15 protein-coding genes and 1 pseudogene are annotated in these 19,230 nt (G+C 55.9%); 12 read left to right on the top strand and 4 right to left on the bottom strand.

Going from position 1 to position 19,230, the window contains the following annotated elements:
• Positions 1–148 precede the first annotated feature (148 nt).
• Both rpsO and CCALI_RS08770 read right to left on the bottom strand, forming a co-directional pair.
• A complete protein-coding gene (gene rpsO / locus CCALI_RS08775; RefSeq protein ID WP_016483124.1) occupies positions 149–424 on the bottom strand; it encodes a 30S ribosomal protein S15 in 276 nt (91 codons plus the stop codon).
• Between the two features lie 88 nt (positions 425–512).
• Entirely contained in the window at positions 513–2,366 is a 1,854-nt protein-coding gene (locus CCALI_RS08770) for an ABC transporter ATP-binding protein (protein ID WP_016483123.1), read from the bottom strand.
• Positions 2,367–2,765: 399 nt separating this feature from the next.
• Between CCALI_RS08770 and CCALI_RS08765 the strand changes: the two genes are divergently transcribed.
• Positions 2,766–3,947: a galactokinase gene (locus tag CCALI_RS08765; RefSeq protein WP_016483121.1), complete on the top strand. Its 1,182-nt coding sequence runs from the start codon at positions 2,766–2,768 to the stop codon at positions 3,945–3,947.
• Positions 3,948–3,998: 51 nt separating this feature from the next.
• On the opposite strand, the gene CCALI_RS08760 is transcribed toward CCALI_RS08765, so the two are convergent.
• Positions 3,999–5,042 (bottom strand): hypothetical protein, encoded by a 1,044-nt coding sequence (locus CCALI_RS08760; protein ID WP_156415940.1) that lies wholly within the window; start codon positions 5,040–5,042, stop codon positions 3,999–4,001.
• 130 nt (positions 5,043–5,172) lie between these two features.
• Positions 5,173–6,141, bottom strand: a complete 969-nt coding sequence (locus tag CCALI_RS08755; protein WP_016483119.1) for an aldo/keto reductase — start codon at positions 6,139–6,141, stop codon at positions 5,173–5,175.
• 409 nt (positions 6,142–6,550) lie between these two features.
• Here CCALI_RS08755 and CCALI_RS15765 point away from each other — a divergent pair, with 409 nt between their 5' ends.
• From CCALI_RS15765 to nuoL, 11 genes and pseudogenes are all read left to right on the top strand, one after another.
• Positions 6,551–7,129, top strand: coding sequence for an NADH-quinone oxidoreductase subunit A (locus tag CCALI_RS15765; RefSeq protein ID WP_016483118.1), 579 nt, complete (start codon positions 6,551–6,553; stop codon positions 7,127–7,129).
• Positions 7,126–7,650: pseudogene (locus CCALI_RS08745) on the top strand (NADH-quinone oxidoreductase subunit C); the annotation flags it as partial. The gene CCALI_RS15765 and the pseudogene CCALI_RS08745, both read left to right, overlap by 4 nt.
• Before the next feature lie 305 nt (positions 7,651–7,955).
• A complete protein-coding gene (gene nuoD / locus CCALI_RS08740) occupies positions 7,956–9,206 on the top strand; it encodes an NADH dehydrogenase (quinone) subunit D (RefSeq protein ID WP_016483116.1) in 1,251 nt (416 codons plus the stop codon).
• Between the two features lie 7 nt (positions 9,207–9,213).
• The gene (locus CCALI_RS08735) at positions 9,214–9,885 is read left to right on the top strand and encodes an NADH-quinone oxidoreductase subunit NuoE family protein (protein ID WP_016483115.1); all 672 of its coding nucleotides are present in this window, start codon (positions 9,214–9,216) and stop codon (positions 9,883–9,885) included.
• Positions 9,886–9,888: 3 nt separating this feature from the next.
• The gene (gene nuoF / locus CCALI_RS08730) at positions 9,889–11,226 is read left to right on the top strand and encodes an NADH-quinone oxidoreductase subunit NuoF (RefSeq protein ID WP_016483114.1); all 1,338 of its coding nucleotides are present in this window, start codon (positions 9,889–9,891) and stop codon (positions 11,224–11,226) included.
• Positions 11,227–11,287: 61 nt separating this feature from the next.
• Complete coding sequence (locus CCALI_RS08725; protein ID WP_016483113.1) at positions 11,288–12,628, top strand: ADP-ribosylglycohydrolase family protein; 1,341 nt, start codon at positions 11,288–11,290, stop codon at positions 12,626–12,628.
• A gap of 45 nt (positions 12,629–12,673) precedes the next feature.
• The gene (gene nuoG, locus CCALI_RS08720) at positions 12,674–14,956 is read left to right on the top strand and encodes an NADH-quinone oxidoreductase subunit NuoG (protein ID WP_016483112.1); all 2,283 of its coding nucleotides are present in this window, start codon (positions 12,674–12,676) and stop codon (positions 14,954–14,956) included.
• A 96-nt stretch (positions 14,957–15,052) separates the two neighbouring features.
• The gene (gene nuoH / locus CCALI_RS08715; protein WP_016483111.1) at positions 15,053–16,303 is read left to right on the top strand and encodes an NADH-quinone oxidoreductase subunit NuoH; all 1,251 of its coding nucleotides are present in this window, start codon (positions 15,053–15,055) and stop codon (positions 16,301–16,303) included.
• 2 nt (positions 16,304–16,305) lie between these two features.
• On the top strand, positions 16,306–16,824 hold the full coding sequence (locus CCALI_RS08710) for an NADH-quinone oxidoreductase subunit J (protein ID WP_016483110.1): 519 nt from the start codon (positions 16,306–16,308) through the stop codon (positions 16,822–16,824).
• A gap of 29 nt (positions 16,825–16,853) precedes the next feature.
• Positions 16,854–17,156: an NADH-quinone oxidoreductase subunit NuoK gene (gene nuoK, locus CCALI_RS08705; protein ID WP_016483109.1), complete on the top strand. Its 303-nt coding sequence runs from the start codon at positions 16,854–16,856 to the stop codon at positions 17,154–17,156.
• 13 nt (positions 17,157–17,169) lie between these two features.
• Positions 17,170–19,230: an NADH-quinone oxidoreductase subunit L gene (nuoL, locus tag CCALI_RS08700; protein ID WP_016483108.1), complete on the top strand. Its 2,061-nt coding sequence runs from the start codon at positions 17,170–17,172 to the stop codon at positions 19,228–19,230.

Here is a 19,230-nt window from a genome sequence, read left to right as displayed (position 1 = left end):
AGAGAAAACGGACTTCCACTCGTTCGATAAGGAAATCCCCTTACTCTGAACCCTATGCGCCGTTCCGACATCCCTTCTGCTGTGCCTGCCCTCATAGGCATCGAATCCGTAACGATGTGCGGCGCTTCATGGTCGAAGCACCAAACCTCTAGATTTTGCTACGAATACCTAAGCGCGCCACAAGTGCACGAGCCCGATCGAGGTCTTTTTTACTTAGGTACGCTAACAAACGGCGACGGCGTCCCACCATCATAAGCAGACCACGACGAGAATGGTAGTCATGCTTATGAACACGAAGGTGCTCTGTAAGCTGGTTGATACGGGCCGTAAGAAGCGCTATCTGCACTTCTGGCGAACCGGTATCGCCCTCATGAGTGGCGTGCTCTGCAATGATCTGCTGGCGAGTTTCCCTCTTTAACGGCACAGAACTGTTTTTCCTCCTTATCAATGCAACCAATTCTACTTCTTAGTTTATCCGCTTTTGAGGCTTTCTGTCAAGCAAGGCAGATTTTTCAGCTTTTAGGAGAAGACTCCTCCGCAACAGCTAAAAGCGGTTCGGAGCTCCCGTCGTTAAACTGCGCCGCATAGAGGCGCGCATAGGCGCCGTTTTGGGCAAGCAGCTCTTCATGACGACCCCGCTCCACAATGCGTCCCTTTTCGATCACAAGAATCTGATCGGCCGAGAGAATGGTCGAAAGCCGATGGGCGATGGCAATGGTGGTGCGTCCGGCGAGCAGACGCTCTAAGGCCTCCTGGACGAGCCGTTCAGAATGCGTATCTAGCGAGGCGGTGGCCTCATCGAGAATGAGAATACGTGGATTCTTGAGAATGACACGTGCAATAGCGATTCGCTGTTTCTCACCCCCTGAAAGCTTGTAGCCTCGCTCTCCTACCACCGTTTGGTAGCCCTCCGGCATGGCCATAATGCGATCGTGGATGGCAGCCGCCCGTGCGGCCTCAATCACCTCCTCTTCGGTAGCGTCGGGCTTGGCATAGCGCAGATTGGCCATAATGGTGTCGTGAAAAAGGTAGGTCTCTTGCGTTACCATTCCGATGATCTGAGCCAAAGATTCAAGTTTAATTTTGCGCACATCGTGGCCATCAATGAGAACGCGCCCCGATTCCACATCGTAGAGGCGCGGAATAAGGTAGGTAATGGTGGTTTTACCAGCCCCGGAAGGGCCTACCAGCGCAAGCAGCTCGCCGGGCTTGGCACAAAAGCTGATGTCGTGCAAGGCGTAGTGGGGTTGCTGCGGGTCATACCGAAAGAAGACATGTTCAAAAGCCACCTCGCCTCGCACCTCTTCTGGTTTTAGCTCAATGGCATCGGGCGCATCAACGATGTCGGGCTGCAGGTCGAGATACTCGAAGATGCGATCGAAAAGCGCCATGGCGCTGCTAACCTCCACCTGCGTGTTGAGCAGGTTGGTAAGGGGAAAGAAGAGGCGGGCTTGCAGGGCTGTGAAGGCAACGATGGTGCCGATATTGATTGGATGACCAAGGTGGCGCACGGTGATGTAGCCGGCAAGCCAATAGACCAGCGAGGGTGTGATGGAGAACGTGAGGCCGATGAGGTTAAAAAAGAGGCGCATGATCACGTTAAGCTGCACCTGCAGTTTGGTGAGCTGTTCGTTCTGCTCTTTAAAATGTTCGAGCGCATAGGCCTGACGCCCGCTCACTTTCATCAGCAGCATTCCAGATACTGAGAGGTTCTCCTGCATAATGGCGTTGAGATCGGCCAGCTTTTGTTGGGTGCTTTTACGAATGCGCCTCAGCATGCCCCCCACTTTCGCGGCGATCAGCGCAAAAAACGGTAGAATGCCCACGGAGAGCAGAGTAAGGCGCCAATCCATATAGATCATGGCGACCAGGGTGGAAAGCACGGTGGTGATATTGGAAAGCGCGTTGGCCGCCGTGTCGCTCACCACATTCTGTACACCGGCCACATCGTTGGCGAGGCGCGACTGGATCTCTCCGGTTCGTGTGGAGGTGAAGAAGCGAAGCGACATTTTTTGGAGATGTGCGTAGAGCTGATTGCGCAGGTCGCGCATGATCTGCTGCCCTACCAGCGTGCTCAAGTAGTTATAGAAGATCGTAAAGGCTGTACCGGCAAGCGTGGCCCCGACGGCGTAGAGCGTGTAGACTGTAATGATGGGCAGGTCGTTGCGCTCTAGGCCCTGGTTGATGAGTGTGCGCAGAAAGAAAGGCGAGAGCAGCCCAAGTGCCGCTGCGAGGAGCACGGCTATGGCCGTTAGCGCCACCTCCCATCGGTAGGGACGGAAGGTAGCGACCACCCGTAGAACGGTCTCCCGTTTTATTGGGCGCTTTGGCCCCTCGTAGTAGGCTGCACGCATCATATGTCCCATTGCCCTTTAGTCCCTCCCCATCAAGCCGTCGTGGTTTCAGATGTTTCGGTTATACAAATAATACCAAAATCTACAGGATTTCTATGTCTCTTCTGCATTTTCTGCTACCGTGTAGCTGCGTGGTGCCCTCCACTTGGTCCAACACGGCTTGCCACAGCCTACCTCGCCGTCATACGAACCAGAAAATGTGTATTGCCGAGGGCATACAACGTATCCCGGTACCAGCCGTAACAGCACAGTTTTGGTATGGGAGTGACAATTTTGTGGAGGAGTGGCAGCTCCTATTGACGGTTACACCGTTGTACAGCTAGAATAATCCGATTTTTTAGCTTGCATCCCTTAGCGCAGCTTAGGTTAGGTGAAAGTAGACTATAAAGGAGAACCTCGATACAGAACGCTATGCAACAGGCATCTGCTAACCGAGTGGAACGACTGGTACAACAGTTTAAAGAGCTGTACGGTGTGGCGCCGGAGCTGATGGTGCGTGCTCCGGGAAGGGTAAACCTTATCGGAGAACATACCGACTACAACGAAGGCTACGTGTTTCCTGCAGCCATTGAACGAGATATTCTCATTGCGGCCTCCGTGCGACCCGATAAACAGGTGCGCCTCTTTTCGCTCGATATGGGCCTCTCCGCGACCTTTACCCTCGATGCTATCGAAAAGGCCTCCATTGAGGAGGAGCGTTGGAGCAACTACCCGCGTGCCATGGCGTGGGCGCTGCAAAACAAGGGTTTTTCCCTGCGTGGTGTGCAGGCTGTACTTCAAGGTGATATCCCACCAGGAGCCGGGCTCTCCTCATCGGCGGCTTTGCTCGTGGCTTGCGGGCTGCTGTTACTGGCTGCCGCTCACCAAACGCTAGACCTCGTGGAGCTGGCTCTCTTGGCACAGCAGGCCGAGCGAGAGTTCGTTGGGGTAAATGTGGGGATTATGGACCAGTTCATCTCCGCACTCGGCCAAAAAGATCATGCCCTTTTTATTGACACCCGTACCCTGCACTACGAAGCGGTGCCCCTGCCCACATCCGGCGTCTTTCTTGTTATTGCTAATACCAATAAACCGCGCGGATTGGTGGATTCGGCCTACAATCAAAGGCGTGCGGAGTGTGAAGAGGCTCTGGACTGTCTAAGACGCTTCCTTCCCTCCATTCGTGCTCTCCGTGATGTAACCCTGGAGGAGTTCACTCGATGGGAAGCAAGGTTGCCGGAGGTGCCGCGCAAACGAGCACGTCATGTAATCACTGAAAATGAGCGCGTTCTGCAAAGTGTGGATGCGCTGAAAAGAGGAGACATCGCTCTGTTTGGCAGTTTGATGAACGCCTCGCACCGTAGCCTTCGAGATGACTATGAGGTCAGCTGCACAGAGTTAGATGCGCTTGTGGAGGCGGCATGGGCTTTGCCAGGGGTCTACGGTTCCCGAATGACGGGCGCCGGCTTTGGTGGCTGTACCGTGAGCCTGGTGGCAGAGGAGGCTTTGGAGCGGTTCTGTAAGGAGGTGCCAGAGCGCTACCAGGAGACGACGGGAAGAGAGGCTTCCATTCTTATTACACGCGCTGCACAGGGTGCCGAACGAATCCTTTAGAGGCTGTCCGTCCAGGCCGGTACAAGAAGGCCGAGAAAATCTTATGATTTGCTAGGACAAGGCGCCCGTCTCTTCAGACAGCATCGCTCTTTTTACAACACTGCGCACGCGCGGATCGGGGTCGAACTGCAGCGCCCGCAGCGTAGCCTGCACAGAGGGCTGTTCGGCCTCCTTCACAAGACGTGCAATCGCCAACGTGCGCAATTCGGGTGCGCCGGCACGCGATAGGTAGATCAGCTCATGACGCTGCACCTGGCTCAGCGGCCTTTGGGCCGGAAGCAGCAAAGCTCGCTCGACCTCGTGCGATATCTGGAAGGAGAGACAGGCGGCTTCGACGACGAAGGAGTAGGCCGTAGATATCTCCGTTTCGGTACGCCCCTCTGAGAGGAGCTGTGCAGCCCAACGCAGACGGTTCGCCATACGATGCCGTTTTTGGCCTGCTAGCTCCTGCAGAAACGCCGCTGCTACATGCCGTATGGGCAGATCGAGAGGTGCAATGTACGGGAGGCGACTGGGAAAGGCCACGATAAAGGCGGCATAGCGGCGCAGCGCCTCCTGTAGATGCCGTGAGAGCCGGCCCTTGCGTGCCGCCCTCCGCAAAGAGAGCAGAAGCAGAAAAGGGGTCGTCCTTAACGCTGCTTCAAGTTTTATAGTGGGAAAAGGCACCACGTCCAACCTTGAGAGGCAGTGTTGGTATAGAAGTGGCGAGGCAACGGGTGGCAAAGGGGGAGAGAGCTTTTGTGCGGTCTCGCTCGACTCTTGCGCCTCCTCCGGATAGAGCGGTGGATCGGGCTCTGGGCCGCTGCCAAACCCGAAGAGGACTTTTGGGTGTTGACCCAGATGCCGGCGCAGTTTGGCCATAGTGCACGGTGTTGTAAGGGCGGTGAGGCGGCCCTCTATGCCCAAACCGGCTAGGCCGGGAAGCAGTCCTAAAGTGACGTCTTCAAAGAGGAGATCGGCATCGGCTTTAAGCGCTATCTCACCTGTCAGTCCAGCCCAGATGGCCAAGGGAACATGCGGGGACAGAAGGTGCTGTGCCGCCTGCCAGACAGCAGGCCACCGAGTTACGTAGGTTGATTCAGCGGGCATTTGCACTGGGAAGAGAACCTTTGTTACCCCCAAGGAAAGGAGTCGGACTAGAGGGGGCATCTCGTTCAGGGTAGAAAGGGAAACCACCTTTGGAAAGAAGCTTCCAAAGGTGGTGCTATTAAGCGAAGCAGGAAATTTACCAGGCGTACTCTTCCGGAGCGGTTTTATAGCCTGGGAAGATGGCCTCGATGCGTTTGTTGGTCTCCTCGTCCAGTTTAATTTCAAGCGCGCGCACGATGTCATCGAGCTGTTCGATGGTGCGCGGCCCAATGATAGGCGCGGTGATCGCGGGGTTTTGCAGCATCCAGGCAATGGCCACGTTCGCCGGCTTCTCGCCAAGCTCTCGGCAGAGATTCTCCCAGGCCTCTAGCTTCTCACGGTGTGCCTCCACCTGCTGTTGCATGCCCTCAGAGGCCCTACGGCCTTCGCTTAACTTCTGCAGCACGCCGCCGAGCAAACCCCCACCCAGCGGGCTCCAGGGGATGATCCCCACACCATAGGCGACGCAGGCAGGGATCACCTCCATTTCGATCTGTCGGCGAAGCAGATGATAGATGGACTGTTCCGATACGAGCCCAAGAAAGTTACGACGCTTGGCTGCCTCGTTGGCCTGCACAATGTGCCAACCTGCGAAGTTGGAGGAGCCGAAGTAGAGGACCTTGCCCGCAGCGTGAGCCCATTCGCAGAACTCCCAAATTTCGTCCCAGGTGGCCTCGCGCCAGACATGGTGGAACTGATAGAGGTCAATGAAGTCCGTTTTAAGGCGGCGCAGGCTGTCGTCAAGTGCTTTGCGCATATGTAGCTTTGAGAGGCGGCTGGTATTCGGCCAATCGCCCATGTCTCCATAGACCTTTGTGGCGATGACCACTTTGTCGCGGCGTCCTCCACCCTGTGCCCACCAACGGCCGATGATCTGCTCGGTAACGCCCTCTCCCTTTTTCCAACCGTACACGTTGGCCGTATCGAAAAAGTTGATACCGAGCTCTAGCGCACGATCCATAATAGCATAGCTATCCTGCTCGCTGGTGAGAGGGCCGAAGTTCATGGTGCCGAGGCAGAGGCGACTTACCTTGAGAGCCGTACGTCCGAGGTTGACGTATTGCATGTTCGCACTCCTTTCTTTGTATTTTGTATTCGCATTTGGCGAATGCCAAGCTTAGAGCCTACCGAGTTACAGCCCGTTTCACTACCTGTTCTTATGGACAGGTCGTTCTTCAGAGTCTACCCTATAGGGCTCATTCAGTAAAATGGGCTGTTGGGGAGATGGTTGTTCCGAACAAACACCCTCCGTAGCATAGACTGCCGCAAAGCGCCTCTATTGCCAATGGGAAGAGGTTTTTGATGGTAGACCATGCAGAATGGGCAAAGAGAAGGTAAAATAGAAAAGATAAGAAAGCAGCATGAAAGGGAATGGCTGTTTGCGTCGCAGATTGTGATAAACGTCACAAATTCGCAAAATGGCAATCTCTCGTCGAAGCGCAGCGTAAACAGATAGGGAGGAGGCTTAGGAAACGGTGGATAGCTATATCCCTGTTTTCGTAATGATCGTTATTGGCGCTCTGATCGCGTTCGTCATGGTTTTTGGATCTGCCTTGCTCGGCCCTAAAAAGCCTGGCGCGGTGAAGGCCTCTCCGTACGAGTGCGGAATGACGCCGGTGGGTAGCGCCCGTGAGCGCTTCCCTATTAAGTTTTATCTGGTCGCCATGATCTTTATCGTTTTTGATGTGGAGACCATCTTCCTCTACCCTTGGGCGGTGAACTACCGTCATCTGCCCTACGCGCTCAAAGCCTTTAACTACATCGAAATGGTCATTTTTGTTGCTATCCTTTTCGCAGGTTATCTCTATATTCTCGGCAAGGGCGCCCTTGATTGGGGTGAAGAGGAGGCTGTGGCGGAGGCCTTAAAGCGCGATCCGATCGTGCTTGCCCCACGGCCTGCCATTCGGTTTGGGAATGAGAACTCCGGGCCTGTAGACCTTGAAAAAATACCGGTTGGGCCTCGGGTACCTGTGTATGGGGCGAGCGCACAAGAGCTTTGCCAACCCCTTGAACAGACGACCGTACGACTACTACCGACGGGAGAGGAGCGATGACAGAGGCGGCCGAGGTAACAACAGAAGAGCTCCTGGAAGTTCAGAAGATCCGCCAGCATTTCCCCGACGCTATCCTTCAGGTACAGACCTTTCGCGGAGATACCCGTATCCTTCTGCGCAGAGAGTATATTGTGGAGGTTTGCCGCCTTCTGCGTGACGATCCCGACCTACAGTACAACTTCTTCTCGGAATGTCTAGGAGTAGACTATCTCGACAAGTACCCCGATCACCGTTTTGAGGTTGTCTATAACCTCTACTCGGTGCGCTACGAACAGGGTGGGGTGCAAAAAGGAACCGGTAGGCGAATCTTTCTTAAAGTTCCGGTGCCGGAAGAAGACCCTGTGGTGCCGAGCGTCACCGAGGTCTACCCAGGGGCGAACTTTCCAGAACGAGAGATTTTTGACATGTTTGGCATCCGCTTTAGCGGACACCCTGACCTACGCCGCATTCTTATGCCGGAAGACTGGGTGGGGCATCCGCAGCGGAAAGACTATCCGCTGGGCGGAGAGCGCGTGCAGTTTCCGGAGCGGCGATTCGGCCCCTCGGTGGGCGAGCCTCTGGTAGCACACCCCGGCGAGTCGTATCATGGAAAGACCGGGGATGTGCTCGGAGAGGAGACGACGCCAACTCGCCCCCTCCCCGAATCCGAGCAGATTCAGGCGCGTTCACCGTTAGAGATTCAGCAGCTACCGCCTGAGAGACCTTAGCGTTCGAAAGAGGTGGGAAAGGGCTTCTATGTGCGCCAGATTGTGATAAATTGCACAAACTAGGCCTCTGCTTCGCTCTCGCTACAAGGGCGTGACGTGAGCACAAAGGGATAAGAACCATGCGAACCGAAATAGAACAGATGCAGCGGACGTTTCAGCACAGCGCAGCCCTCGCGGCTCAAGGGGTACAGCTGGATGTGCTCGACGACCAGACCATGGTGATGAACATGGGGCCGCAGCACCCAAGTACCCACGGCGTGCTGCGGGTTGTGCTAGAGCTCGACGGCGAGATCATCGTGCGGGCAACTCCCCACGTGGGCTATGTGCATACGGGCATTGAAAAAACCATCGAGTACAACAGCTACCTCAAAGCGGTTCCTCTTACCGATCGCATAGACTACGTCTCCGCCCTCATCAACAATGCGGCCTATTCGCTCGCGGTGGAGAAGCTCCTCGGCATTGAGATACCGCCGCGCGGACAGGCCCTACGCGTGATGCTGATGGAGCTGCAGCGCCTTGCCAGCCATCTCGTGTGGCTTGGCACCCATGCTCTTGACATCGGGGCGATGACCGTCTATTTCTACGCCTTTCAGCAACGCGAATACATTCTTGACCTCGTAGAGATGATCTCCGGCGTGCGCATGATGCCTTCTTGGATCGTTCCCGGTGGGCTGCGCGGCGATGCTCCCGATGGATGGTTGGAGCGTGCCGCTGATTTCATTAACCAGTTCCCAAGCGCGTTAAAGGAGATGGAAGACCTCCTTAGCGCCAACCCAATCTATCGCGAACGCACGCAGGGCATCGGCGTGATCAGCGCCGAAGAGTGCCTTGCATTGGGTGTAAGCGGCCCCACATTGCGCGCCTGCGGCATCGCCCACGATGTGCGCAAAGCCGAGCCTTACTGCGGCTACGAGCACTACACCTTCTACGTGCCTACAGCGGAGTTCGGCGATGTGTACGACCGCTATCGGGTGCGCATTGCCGAGATGTATCAGAGTCGCGAGATCGTGAAACAGTGCATCGAAAACATGCCGCCTGGCCCCATTAATAGCGACGACCGCAAGGTGGTGCCACCGCCACGGCAGGAGTTGGATAACAGCATGGAGGGCGTAATCCATCACTTCAAGCTGTGGACAGAGGGGTTCCATCCGCCGGTGGGAGAGGCCTATGTCCCTCTCGAATCGCCAAAGGGCGAGATAGGGTTCTACATTGTAAGCGATGGCTCCAACTGTCCCTATCGTGCCCATCTTCGTCCCCCCTGCTTTATGAATCTGCAGGCGCTTTCCAAGATGTGCGAGGGACGCCTCATCGCCGATGTGGTCGCCATCATCGGCAGCATTGACATCATTCTCGGAGAGATAGATAGGTAAAGGGCCTATGTCTGCAAATAACAACCGACTAGGTGGCGGAGGGTACGCCCCAAGAGAGGAAGAACCCGTCTTTGAAAAGCGTTTCTCGCCTGAGGCGCTGGCCGAACTAGAGGAGATCGCCAGTCACTATCCGGAGCGCAAGGCGGCTTGCCTGCCCGCCCTCTGGATAGCACAGAGGGAATATGGGGGCCATCTTACCCCATCAGCGATTAAAGAGGTGGCCGAGCTGCTTGACATGCCCTGTGTGGAAGTGGAGGGAGTTGCCAGCTTTTACACCATGTACAACTTGCGCCCGCGCGGCAGACACCATATCGAGGTCTGCACCTGTCTTACCTGTGCTGTGTGCGGTGCCTATGATGTCGTGCATGCTCTGGAACACGAGTTGGGCATACGTGTGGGCGAAACAACGGAGGATGGGGAGTTTACGCTGTCAGAGGTAGAGTGCTTGAACTACTGTGCGGGCGCTGTGGTGGCTCAAATCGGCGATCGCTACTTTACCCATCTTACCCCCAAACAGGTGCCCGATCTCCTCGCCATGTTGCGCGACACATCGAACTACACGCCTGAAAAACTGGCCGACTCCATCGTCAAGCTTCACATCCCTGGCAGTAGCCAAAAGCGCGGTGGCAGTTGGCGCGTAGAAGAGGTGCCGCCATCCCAGACTTCGGAGGTGGAGTGAGCCATGGGAATACGCAATCTGTTGTTTGCCCATCGCGATGTGGAGGGCATTGACCATATCGAGGTCTACGAGGCGCACGGCGGTTACACCGGCCTGAAACGAGCTATTGAGATCGGGCCGGAAGCCACCGTGAACGAGATAAAAGTTTCTGGCCTTCGAGGGCGTGGAGGCGCCGGGTTTCCTACCTGGATCAAATGGAGTGGCGTGCTTTCGGACAAATCGGGGAAGCCGCACTATGTGCTCTGCAACGCAGATGAAGGGGAGCCAGGTACCTTCAAAGACCGTGAACTAATGCTTAAGCTGCCCCACCTCGTGGTGGAGGGCATCGCCATTGCCGGTTTCGCCACAAAGAGCCAGAAGGGCTATATCTACATTCGTGGGGAGTATGTGGAACCGGCTTGGCAGATACGTAAGGCGATAGACCAGGCCTACGCGAAAGGCTATCTTGGCAAGAACATCCTCGGCAGCGGGCACGATTTCGACCTCTATATTCACATGGGTGCGGGAAGCTATGAGTGCGGTGAGGAATCGGCCCTTATGTCGAGCCTCATGGGCGAGCGGGGACAGCCACGTCTCAAGTTCCCCCATGCTCCGCTTCCAACCGTGGAGGGTGTATGGCAGGCGCCCACTCTTATCAACAACGTGGAAAGTTACTGTGCAGCCTCGTGGATATTGCAGCACAGCGGTGCAGAGTACGCCTCTTATGGCACCGAGAAGAGCAAGGGCACCAAGATCATGTCGGTCAGTGGCCATATCGCTCGACCCGCTAACTATGAGGTGGAGATGGGCACACCGCTGATGGAGTTAATAGAAGCTGCAGGAGGGGTGGTCAACGGACGTCTTAAAGCGGTTATCCCCGGCGGTTCCTCTGTGCAGATCATGACAGCCGCCCAGTGCGAGAAAGTCACATTGGACTATGAGGGCTGCATGGCCGCAGGCACGCTGCTTGGCTCTGGAGGCTGTATGGTATTTAACGACACCACCGATATCGTGTTGCTCATGCGACGCACCGCCGAGTTCTATATGCACGAGTCGTGTGGCAAATGCACCCCCTGTCGTGAGGGAACCCGCTGGATATTCAAAACGCTCGACCGCATCGTCTCTGGGGGAGGACGCCCTGGTGACGTGGAGCTGCTGCTCGATATCTGTAAGCAAATAGATGGTCGCTCCTACTGTGGCTTAGGAGATGCGGCCGCTTGGCCCATTGTTGGGGCCATCAAAGCCTTTCGTGAGGAGTTCGACTACTGGATCGAGCACAAGCGTTCGCCCGTTGGGGCCCACTGTGTGCCGAAACTGCCGGAGTTCTCTCAGCAACTTCTATCTCTGCTGCCGGCAAGATAAACTGATCTCGACAACCTAAGTTTGCCGAAAGCGGCTCTATAAAAAGGAGAGAGATTCGAGGTTGAAACCTATCTGGCTCTATCTTACACAAGAAGATATCGCAACGGAGCGCCTGCAGTGCGAGCAAGAGGGAAGAGATCTTAGTACGCTTGAAGAAGAGTTCGCCTACGTTCAATCTCTTGACCTCGAAAACCTTGCCAACCAGCCGGCAGCGCAGGCCTTGCTCGATAAAACCCTTCAGGCCCCCATCCGCCCCGATTTTCCGTTTGAGGAGCCGTCTGACCTACAAGCTATTCGTGCGGCACGGCCTAAAACAGCTCCCTCTCTGCCCAAGCTACAGCTTAGCGATGCGGCTTTAGAGGACAAGGTTTATGGTGCCTGGACAGGGCGCGCTGTGGGCTGTTTACTCGGCAAGCCCGTAGAGGGTTGGCGCCGACCACGTATGTGGGGCTATTTAAAAGACCTTGGGCGCTGGCCGCTTTCCGATTTCTTCCGTTACCATGTGCCGCAGGAGGTACAGGAGAAGTATCAGCTTTCGGAAAGGGCTCCGTTTGCCGACCTTGTAAGCGCCATGCCGGAAGATGACGATCTGAACTACACCACCACGGCACTGGCCATTATGAAGCGCTTTGGGCCGGATTTTACCTCTGAGCAGGTGGCCCAGTTTTGGATGAGCGATATCCCTATTCTGCACACCTGCACGGCTGAACGGGTGGCCTATCGCAACTTTTGCAACCTTGTTTCTCCACCGGCCTCCGCCTCCTTCCGAAATCCCTATAGAGAGTGGATAGGTGCTCAGATTCGGGCCGATTTTTGGGGGTATGCTGCTCCAGGCAACCCGGAGCGCGCGGCAGAATGGGCTTGGCGCGACGCCTGCATCTCCCATGTGAAAAACGGCATCTACGGGGCTATGTGGGTTGCCGCTATGACGGCTGCAGCCTTCGTTACGGAGGATATCCCCACGATCATTCGCGCAGGGCTGGCTCAGATCCCGGCAAACTGCCGCCTGGCCGACGCCATCGAAAGCCTTTTCGAGTGGCAGGAGGTGGGCGTGGACTACGATACGGCGGTCTATCGAGTTCATGAGCTGTGGGATGAGACACGTGCACATGATTGGTGCCATACCATCTCCAACGCCCTGATCGTGGCCGTCGCCCTGCTGTGGGGTGAGGGCGACTTCGCAAAAACCATCTGCCGTGCGGTGCAACCCTGCTTCGATACAGACTGCAACGGCGCCACCACCGGCTCCATTTTGGGCATCCTGTACGGCAGAAAGAACCTACCCACCCACTGGACGGAGGGAATAAACGATACCCTCCATACCGGTGTGGCAGGCTATCATACGGTGAAATTGGCCGATATGGCACACGAAACGATGCGACTTATCGAAACCTTGCGGTAAACTTTACGGCGGCGTGTGAACTGCCGCCCAAGGCCAGAGGACGCTATGGCTGAGTATAGACTAACACAAACAGAACCCTCGTTAAACCCTCCTTCGCAGGAGTTGGTAAATATCACCATTAATGGTATCGAGTTGAAGGTGCCAAAAGGTGAAAACATCATCGAATCGGCACGGAGAGCCGGCATAGATATCCCCTACTTTTGCTACCACCCACGCCTCTCCAAAGGGCAGGCGGCGAACTGCCGTATGTGCCTCGTGGAGGTCGCCACGAAGGCGCCGGACGGCTCCGTGCGTAAAATGCCTAAGCCGCAGACCAGCTGTACCCTACCCGCCTCGGAAGGCCTGATCGTTGAGACCGAAACCGAGCAGGTGGCCAAAGACCGACGCGGTATTCTCGAATTTTTGCTGATCAACCATCCGCTGGACTGTCCGATCTGCGATCGAGGAGGCGAATGCCCGCTCCAGAACAACACGCTCTTCTACGGGCCGGCCACCACACGCTATATTGAGGAGAAGCGTCACTATCCCAAGGCCTATCCTCTCTCCGACTATGTTGTGTTCGACCGAGAGCGCTGCATTCACTGCGCGCGTTGCACCCGCTTCACCGAAGATATCAGCGGCGATGCACAGCTCAACTTCTTGAAGCGCGGTGCCGACATGGAGGTGGCGACCTTCGCTCAAACCAAATTCCATAGTCGCTTCAGCGGAAACGTGATTGAGCTGTGCCCTGTAGGCGCTCTCCTATCACGCACCTATCGTTTCAAGGCGCGCCCATGGGATCTCTTCACCACCCCCTCTATCTGCACAAAATGCGCCAACGGCTGCAACGTTAAGCTCGACTACCGCATGAGCACGTTGGTTAGGGTGAATGCCCGCCTCAATGAGGAGGTGAACGAGGAGTGGACATGTGATAAAGGCAAGTTCGGGCACGACTATGTGTCGTCCGAATCGCGCCTTAAAACCCCTTTGGTGCGTCATGGAACCGAGTGGCGCCCCATCTCTTGGGCCGATGCCTATCAGCTACTGACCATGCATATGAAGATGGCCGGCAAAAGTATCGGCGGCATTGGGGGGGCACGCTGCACAAACGAAGATAACTTTTTATTCCAAAAGCTTTTCCGTGAGGTACTAGGCGTTAACAATCTCGACTCTCGCACGGGGCGCTGGCAAGGACCTACCAACGCTCCCCTCTACGATCGTTACGGCTTTCACAGCATGGGCAACGCCATCGCCGAGCTTGAACAGATGAAAACGATCTTCGTGTTCGGCTCGGAACTGGTGGACGAGCAGCCCATCATCTACCTGCGCGTACGTAAGGCCTGGCGCTATAAGGGGGCTACCGTGTTAAACGCCAACTCCGCACCGCCTACAGGCGATCCGCCTCACGTACGTGACTTCGCCAAAGTAGACCTCCTCTACAAACCGGGAACCGAGATCGCCCTGCTGAATGGCCTGCTGCACGTGCTGTTTGAAGAAAACCTACTGCCGGTACATGAGGAGAAGCCCTTTGTCGCCCTTCAAAAGAGTGTGGCGCGTTGGACACCCGAGCGGACAGCCAAAGAGACCGGGGTCTCAGAAGAGGCGATTCGCAAGGCCGCTCATCTGCTAATCGGCAAACCAATGGCCATCATTGCTGGGCGTACGGTGATGGAGCACCCCTTCTACGCAGATGTTGTGGCCGCTCTTGGCAACCTTCTGCTTGTCACGGACAACCCAGTAACTAACCTCAACGTGCCCGTTCTCGAATGCAATGCGCAGGGTGCCATGGATATGGGTGTATTGCCGGACGTAGGCCCTGGCTATCGGCCGCTGGAAAACCCTGGCCTCAACACGCACCAGATGCTGGAAGCGGCGGCGAGGGGGCAGCTGCATATGCTCTGGATCGTTGGGGCCGATCTCATGGCCAAATATCACGATGCCGACCTGGTGCAAAAAGCGCTCGCTAACTGCCCCTTCGTGGTAGTGAACGAATTAACGCTCACGCAGACGGCTCTGCAGGCGCATCTGGTCTTACCTGCCGCCAGTTTCGCCGAAAAAGACGGCACATTCACTAGCTGCGAACGCCGCGTGCAGCGAATTCATCGCGCCTTCGAGCTGGCGCCGACCATCAAGCCTGATTGGCTTATCTTCGCCGAAACGGCCGATATCCTCGGCCATCCAATGCCCTACGTCTCCGCAAGAGACATTCTTCGCGCCATCGCGGCAGAGGTTCCGCTCTATTGCGATATAAACCCGCAGACGTTAGGGGAGGGTGGCCGACGGTGGGAGTATCCGGCTGGGCAAAGAACCGCTCCCGCACCTATTCCGGTGGATTATCACGCGAGCTGAAAGCGATGAAGTAACACCAAAGCGATTTTTCGTTCAAGGTAGGCGCCGTATCGCTCCATGTGCAGGAGGGTGCGTGCGCTGCTTAGGAAGTTGACAATGACGACACAAGCCGGTCTTCTACAAAAGTGGTACAACCTATTTATCTTCCCTGAGTATTGGCACGGCATCCATTTACCGAGTCTCGTGCCTTATCTGGGGCTAGTAGGCATTCTTGCCTTTGCTCTCGGCATGTTGCCCTTCCTCATCTGGATTGAGCGTGTGGTGGTGGCGCTTATGCAAGACCGTATCGGGCCAAACCGTGTTGGTCCGCGCGGCCTCATGCAGCCTGCCGCCGACGTAATAAAGCTCTTCTTTAAAGAGGATATCCGCCCACGAGACGTAGACCGATTTCTCTACTTTTTGGCGCCCTTTCTCAGTATGACCATTGCGATCTCTGCTGGCGCCGTGTTGCCTTGGGGTTCCATAGCCTTCCGCGATGCAGCTGGACGGGTTTTTCTTGTCCCTATAACCGCGGGCAACATCAACGTGGCGCTGCTGTATGCTCTCGCCATGTCCTCTCTGAGTGTCTATGGGTTGGTGTTGGCCGGTTGGTCCTCCAACAACAAGTACTCCTTGCTAGGAGGGCTACGAGCCTCGGCTCAGGTGATCAGCTATGAGTTGGCGATGGGCGTGGCTCTGCTATGTGTGGTGCTATTGGCCGGTTCACTAAATTTGGGGCAGATCGTGGAGGCACAAAACCAGCTACCTTTTGGGTGGCATCTGCCGGCCCTCTTTAAGGGCAGCCTCTTTTCCTGGTTCTGGCTGCAGTCGCTTGTCGTGCCCGTGGTTATCTACACGATCGCTATGGTGGCAGAGACCAATCGCCCTCCCTTCGACCTTCCCGAAGCCGAATCGGAGCTTGTAGCCGGTTATCACACCGAATACTCCGCCATGAAGTTCGCCACCTTCTTCGCTGCGGAGTACATCAACATGTTGCTTATCAGCGGGCTTAACGCCACCATCTTCTGGGGGGGCTGGCTTCCCCCATTCAACTGCGTGCCCTTCACCCTCATCCCCGGCTTTGTGTGGTTCGGCATCAAGATCATGATGGGCATCTACCTTTATGTGTGGTTACGGGCCTCCTTGCCCCGGCTGCGCTACGACGCCCTTATGCAACTCGGTTGGAAGCGCATGTTACCTATAGGACTTATTTGGCTCTTCCTGCTCGGCGGTTATAGCCTCCTCCGTACACCGAAAACCGGAACCGCTCTGCCAGCCCCAACGCCCTCTATCGTGCCAACACCGCCAACCCCTCGACACTCCATTCAATTTATGCCCATCTCTGCACGACAAGGAGGAGGAAAATAGGCATGACACCTGCGCTCGTGGTCTTCTTCATTTTGGCCGTCATCGCTGTAGGCGCCTCCCTCTACATGATCGCCACACCGAACCCCGTTCGTAGCGCGCTAGCGCTGGTGGTTACCTTTTTGTGTGTGGCCGTCTACTACATCACGCTTTCGGCGCAGTATCTCGCTTTTGTGCAGATCATCGTGTATGCCGGCGCCATCATGGTGTTGTTCCTATTTGTCATCATGCTTTTAAACCTAGGAGCACCACAGGCGCTGCAAGAGAAGCGCTCTGTGCAACCTTTGGTGGCCCTTGTGCTCTGTGTGGTGCTGATGGGGGTGTTGTTACAGGCCGGCGTGTTCTTCAATCTGCCGCGATCTACCACAACGCCCCTAATCGCCCACGATTTGGGCACCGTAGAGAGCGTTGGACGCCACCTCTATGCGCCCTCTGAGCCATGGCTGTTTCCTTTCGAGTTAACTTCGGTGTTGCTGCTGGCGGCCATGATGGGCGCCATCGTCATGGCGAAGCGCAAGGTGTAGCCCATAGAGAAAGTTTTGAGGAGATTGCAATGGTACCAACTTCTTACTATTTAGTGCTTTCGGCACTCTTGTTCATTATTGGGACGGCGGGTGTGCTCGTCCGTCGTAATCCCATCCAAATCTTTATGTGCGTGGAGCTTATGCTCAATGCAGCAAATATCGCATTTGTTGCCCTGGGTCGCCACTTTGGCCAGATCAACGGGCAGATGTACGCCATCTTTTCGTTGGCCGTTGCCGCCGCCGAGGTCTCTGTGGGGCTTGGCATTATCGTGGCCATTTTCCGTCTGCGTGAGACCATCAACATAGACGAAGTAAATCTCCTGAAACAGTAAGGATGGGCATGTCATGATGAGCGCATCTTTGGCAACTTGGGTGGTTCTGCTTCCTTTAATCGGGTTTGGCTTCAATGCGGCTTCCGGCCTGCTGTTCAAAGATCGGCAGCTACAGAAAAAGATGGTGGCCTATGTGGCGCCTGGTGTGGTACTGCTTGCTTTTGTGCTCGCTTTGGGGCTTCTCGGCGCCCTAGCAAGCGCCCCCGATCATCGCCTTTTTGCGCCCCTTGTCCCCGGCACTTCCTTACAGCATCCGTGGCTATCCATTGCCGGCTTCAAAGCCGATTTCACGTTGGTGGTGGATCCGCTCTCCGTGCTCATGGCGCTTATCATCACAGGGGTTGGAGGACTTATTCACGTCTACGCCACGGGCTATATGGCTGAAGATCGCGATCAGCCGAGGTTCTTTACCCATTTTAACCTTTTTATCTTCATGATGCTTCTGTTGGTTATGGCCAATAACTTTCTGCTGATGTATGTTGGGTGGGAGGGGGTTGGCCTCTGTTCGTATCTGCTGATCGGGTTTTGGTACGTGAATTCAGATAATGCGCGAGCGGGAAACAAGGCGTTTATCGTGAACCGAGTAGGCGATCTCGGCTTCACTTTGGGGGTTCTTGCAACCTGGTCGGTGTTCGGCACCATCTCGTTCTTTAACCCCGCAGGGGGTGGGGTTATGCAGATGGCTGCCCATGTAGGTGGGGCGGTAGATGCATTGGGGCATCCCGTTCCCCAAGCCATGCTCACGCTCATCTGCCTACTGCTGTTTGTGGGGGTGGTTGGAAAATCGGCTCAGATACCGCTGTTTGTATGGTTGCCCGATGCCATGGCCGGCCCCACGCCTATTTCGGCACTCATTCACGCGGCCACTATGGTGACGGCGGGGGTGGTGCTGTTAGTTCGCTGCTCTTGGCTGTATGTTCAGTCACCTTTGGCGCTTCACGTTGTGGCGTGGGTGGGGGTGCTCACAGCCTTTATAGGGGCCACTATTGCCCTTGTACAAACCGATATCAAGCGCGTGCTGGCCTACTCCACCGTTTCCCAGCTCGGCTACATGGTACTGGCCTGTGGTGTGGGCGCTTTTAGCGCAGGCATGTTCCATGTGCTAACCCATGCCTTTTTTAAGGCGCTGCTCTTTTTGGGTGCCGGTGCCGTTATTCATGCCATGCTCGGCGAGCAGGATATGCGCCGTATGGGTGGGCTCCGCAAGTATCTGCCGGCCGTTTGGGGGGTTATGCTGGTGGCCACCTATGCCATCGCCGGCGTGCCTCCCTTCTCCGGCTTCTTCAGCAAAGACCCCATTTTGGATGCGGCCGCTCGCGCTTTCTCTGGCGACGGCGCTGCTCTTTACGCCATAGGGCTCTTTACGGCTCTAATGACCGCCTACTACATGAATCGGCTCATGTGGAAAACATTCTATACCGAGCCGCGTTTTGTAGATGGGCAACTGCCCGACAAACACCCCACCAACTACCCGGAAGAAAAACACGAAGGCGAGGGACACGGACATCTCCATTCGGTTCCTCCTTCGATGATGATCCCACTCTACATTCTCGCCGTGCTTTCGGCCATCGGCGGACTGGTTTTGGGGCCGACCGGCGTTTTCGAACGTTTTCTTGCCCCCTCGGTCGCCCCTCTAAGCTTGGGAGGCCTTCAGGAGGGTCAGCCCCTCTTCTCCACAACCGTGGGCTACATCGTCTCGGCCATTGTGGCTATCGTTGGGCTTTCGATAGCCGCCTACCTCTATCGGCAACACCTGCAAACCGGAGAGTTGTTACCAGAGGAGGCAAAACGCAGCAATCTGCTCTATCGTTTCCTGGACGCACGCTGGGAGTTCGATGCGGTGTACGAATGGCTTTTCGTACGAGGCGGCGCACAAGTGGCCCGCTTCCTGTGGAAGAGTTTGGATGAGGAGATCATTGATGGCATCGTGGATGGCATCGGAGCCCTTGTCGCTTGGGTGGGGCGCACGGGGAGGCGTCTACAAACCGGTTATGTGCGCAACTATGCGCTGATCATGTTTCTCGGAGGCGTTATCTTGGTGATAGGACTACTTGCCGGATTGATGAGGTACTGA

The sequence above is a fragment of the Chthonomonas calidirosea T49 genome, from assembly GCF_000427095.1.
GTDB lineage: Bacteria > Armatimonadota > Chthonomonadetes > Chthonomonadales > Chthonomonadaceae > Chthonomonas > Chthonomonas calidirosea.
This window is presented reverse-complemented; position numbering and strand designations above follow the sequence as displayed.

Coding starts and splice junctions, on each gene's coding strand:
- CCALI_RS08770 (WP_016483123.1), bottom strand. CDS start 2,366: ATGGGACATATGATGCGTGCAGCCTACTACGAGGGGCCAAAGCGCCCA.
- CCALI_RS08765 (WP_016483121.1), top strand. CDS start 2,766: ATGCAACAGGCATCTGCTAACCGAGTGGAACGACTGGTACAACAGTTT.
- CCALI_RS08755 (WP_016483119.1), bottom strand. CDS start 6,141: ATGCAATACGTCAACCTCGGACGTACGGCTCTCAAGGTAAGTCGCCTC.
- nuoD (WP_016483116.1), top strand. CDS start 7,956: ATGCGAACCGAAATAGAACAGATGCAGCGGACGTTTCAGCACAGCGCA.
- CCALI_RS08735 (WP_016483115.1), top strand. CDS start 9,214: ATGTCTGCAAATAACAACCGACTAGGTGGCGGAGGGTACGCCCCAAGA.
- nuoF (WP_016483114.1), top strand. CDS start 9,889: ATGGGAATACGCAATCTGTTGTTTGCCCATCGCGATGTGGAGGGCATT.
- nuoG (WP_016483112.1), top strand. CDS start 12,674: ATGGCTGAGTATAGACTAACACAAACAGAACCCTCGTTAAACCCTCCT.
- nuoH (WP_016483111.1), top strand. CDS start 15,053: ATGACGACACAAGCCGGTCTTCTACAAAAGTGGTACAACCTATTTATC.
- CCALI_RS08710 (WP_016483110.1), top strand. CDS start 16,306: ATGACACCTGCGCTCGTGGTCTTCTTCATTTTGGCCGTCATCGCTGTA.
- nuoK (WP_016483109.1), top strand. CDS start 16,854: ATGGTACCAACTTCTTACTATTTAGTGCTTTCGGCACTCTTGTTCATT.
- nuoL (WP_016483108.1), top strand. CDS start 17,170: ATGATGAGCGCATCTTTGGCAACTTGGGTGGTTCTGCTTCCTTTAATC.